Annotated in this window: 4 protein-coding genes; all 4 read left to right on the plus strand. The window is 31.9% G+C overall.

The features are described from left to right. The first annotated feature begins 430 nt into the window (after positions 1–430). The gene (gene rpsL, locus J7K39_07975; GenBank protein MCD6179827.1) at positions 431–850 is read left to right on the plus strand and encodes a 30S ribosomal protein S12; all 420 of its coding nucleotides are present in this window, start codon (positions 431–433) and stop codon (positions 848–850) included. A 119-nt stretch (positions 851–969) separates the two neighbouring features. Beyond that, positions 970–1,437 carry a 30S ribosomal protein S7 gene (gene rpsG / locus J7K39_07980; GenBank protein ID MCD6179828.1) on the plus strand — a complete coding sequence of 156 codons (468 nt, stop codon included), beginning with the start codon at positions 970–972 and terminating at the stop codon, positions 1,435–1,437. A gap of 6 nt (positions 1,438–1,443) precedes the next feature. Further along, the gene (locus J7K39_07985; protein ID MCD6179829.1) at positions 1,444–2,040 is read left to right on the plus strand and encodes a hypothetical protein; all 597 of its coding nucleotides are present in this window, start codon (positions 1,444–1,446) and stop codon (positions 2,038–2,040) included. A 92-nt stretch (positions 2,041–2,132) separates the two neighbouring features. After that, positions 2,133–2,746 (plus strand): GTP-binding protein (locus tag J7K39_07990; protein ID MCD6179830.1); only part of this gene is annotated, 614 nt, incomplete at its 3' end.

Below are 2,746 nucleotides of genomic sequence, written 5' to 3' on the forward strand. Positions count from 1 at the left end.
CAAGGATAGAGCTGAATAAAAAAATACAAAAAATTATAAATAGTGAAATTATTGTTTTCATATATATTAAAAAAGTGTTTGCACCTTAGCAAAAAATTTATCTTTGTCAATAAATAATGTCAAATTAGAGCAAAAAAATAAGAAAACAAAAAAGCAACAAATCAGATAATATAATGATTTGTTCCTTTCAACTTTCAACTTTCAACTTTTAACTAATTTCCCCTTGACTTATTTTAAATATTTTGATAAATTATGAAAGCAATTTATTCCCGATTTTTCGGGTTTGTTTTTGTTATAATTAGCAACGTAAATTACAAATACACAAATCAGAACACAAATATCACGAATTTGAATAAATAAATTTATAAAATTTATTCTAATTTGTGAATTTGTGATGAAATTCGTGAATTTGTAATCATTAATATTTTTTATGCCAACAATCAATCAATTAGTTAGAAAAGGAAGAAAACAGATTAAAACTAAGAGTAAATATCCGGCTATGCTTACTACTTTGGATACTTTGCATCGGAAAAGAACTACTCTTAAAAAAGGAGCTCCCTTTAAAAGAGGAGTGTGTTTAAAGGTGACCACCACTACTCCTAAAAAGCCGAATTCAGCTTTACGAAAAATTGCTCGTGTAAGACTTTCTAACGGAATGGAAGTTACAGCTTATATCCCGGGGATGGGACATAATTTACAAGAGCACTCTATTGTTTTATTAAAAGCCGGCCGAACCTCAGATTTACCGGGTGTTCGTTATAAGGTTGTGCGTGGAGTTTATGATGCTCAGGGAGTTGAAGGAAGGAAGCAGTCTCGAAGTTCTTACGGAACCAAGAAAGAAAAGAAATAAAATAATGCGAATCTGCAAATTATATGCGAATATTGCGAATTGCAAATTATGTAAATATTTGATAAATAAAACTAATTAACTAAACCTAAAGGGTCCCCTTCGGGGTTAACTAACAAAATATGCGAGGAAAACAAGCGCCAAAAAGAAAAATAGATGGAGATCTTAAATATAATGATACTGATATTGCTAAATTTATTAACTACATTATGGAAAGAGGCAAAAAGGCAGTAGCTCAGAAAATTGTTTATGATGCTTTTGATATTATAAAGGATAAAACGAAGCAAGACCCTCGTCATGTTTTTAATAAAGCTTTAAAAAAAATTTCCCCCTTACTTGAAGTAAGAGGAAAAAGAGTTGGTGGAGCAAATTATCAGGTTCCGTATCAAGTTCGAGGAGATAGACGTTTTAATCTAGGTTGTCGTTGGTTGATTGAATCTTCTAAAGAACGAAAAGGGAAACCGATGTATTATAAATTGGCTCAGGAAATTTTGGCTGCTGCTGAAGGTGAAGGAGCTGCTGTTAGAAAGAAGGAAACTGTGCAGAAGCAGGCTGAGGCCAATAAAGCTTTTGCTCATTTTGCTAGATAAATTTTGATGTTTAATAGTTTAAATAACAAAGGAACTGCCTATTTAGGTTTAGTCGTAAGCGTTTTAATTGCCGCCCTGCTTTTCTATGGCAGTTTTTATTTTTTTAATAATAATGCAAACAAGAACGAAGACCTTGCAGACTTAGATATTGGAGATAATATTGTTGATACTTTAAATAATGCTAAAGATAATATTGAAGAAATTAACCAGAATATTGAAGCTCAAAACGATAAATTAGCAGAAGCTGATTTTATAGCGTCTGAGCTTGAAAAGTGGCATACGCTTGTCCGAGAAGATGATGATTTTGAATTAAAATATCCACAAGGATGGTATTATACGATTAAACATAAAGAAGCGAAAGACTTAGGCTATGAATTGATGATAGGATTTGAGCCAAGTTCAGATGTATGGGAACAAAATCCTCCTTATTCGATTGAGCTACTTGTCGTGCAAAAAGATTTTAATTTTTCAGGAGAAGCCTCTTTTAAGGAGTTCGAAGGACATGACAAAAAATATATAATCAAAACTGCTACTGAAAATAAAGAAAAATACAGCCCCTATATACATCAAATGACAAAAACTTTGAAATTAATAAATAAATAATTAATAAATTATAAAATAATATCTTCAAATAAAATTTTTATTTTTAATAAAATAATTGAAAATTGAAAATTGAAAATTGAAAATTAATTAAAATGTCCCGAGAATATTCACTTGAAAAAACAAGAAATATAGGAATTATGGCGCACATTGATGCCGGTAAAACTACTTTTACTGAGCGGGTGCTTTTTTATACTGGTAAAAAACATAAAATCGGTGAAACTCATGATGGTGAATCTGATATGGATTGGATGGAGCAGGAAAAAGAAAGAGGGATTACAATTACCTCGGCTGCTACTACTGCCTTTTGGAAAGATTATCGCATTAATATTATTGATACTCCTGGGCACGTTGATTTTACCGTAGAAGTAGAAAGATCATTGCGTGTGCTGGATAGTGCTATTGCAGTTTTTGATGGAGCAGCTGGAGTAGAGCCTCAGTCTGAGACTGTTTGGCGACAAGCCGATAAATATAATGTTCCTCGTCTTTGTTTTGTGAATAAAATGGATAAGATGGGAGCTGATTTTTTCATGTCTTTAAATTCCATCAAAGATCGTTTAAATAAAAATGCCGTTGCTATTCAGTTGCCAATCGGAGCAGAAGAGACAATGAAAGGTGTTGTAGATTTACTTGAGAGAAAAGCTTATCAGTTTGAAGGAAATTTTGGAGAAAAAATGAACGAAATAGATATTCCGGAAGACATGAAAGA

The organism is Bacteroidales bacterium (genome assembly GCA_021157585.1).
In the GTDB taxonomy this organism is placed as follows: Bacteria; Bacteroidota; Bacteroidia; order Bacteroidales; family UBA12170; genus UBA12170.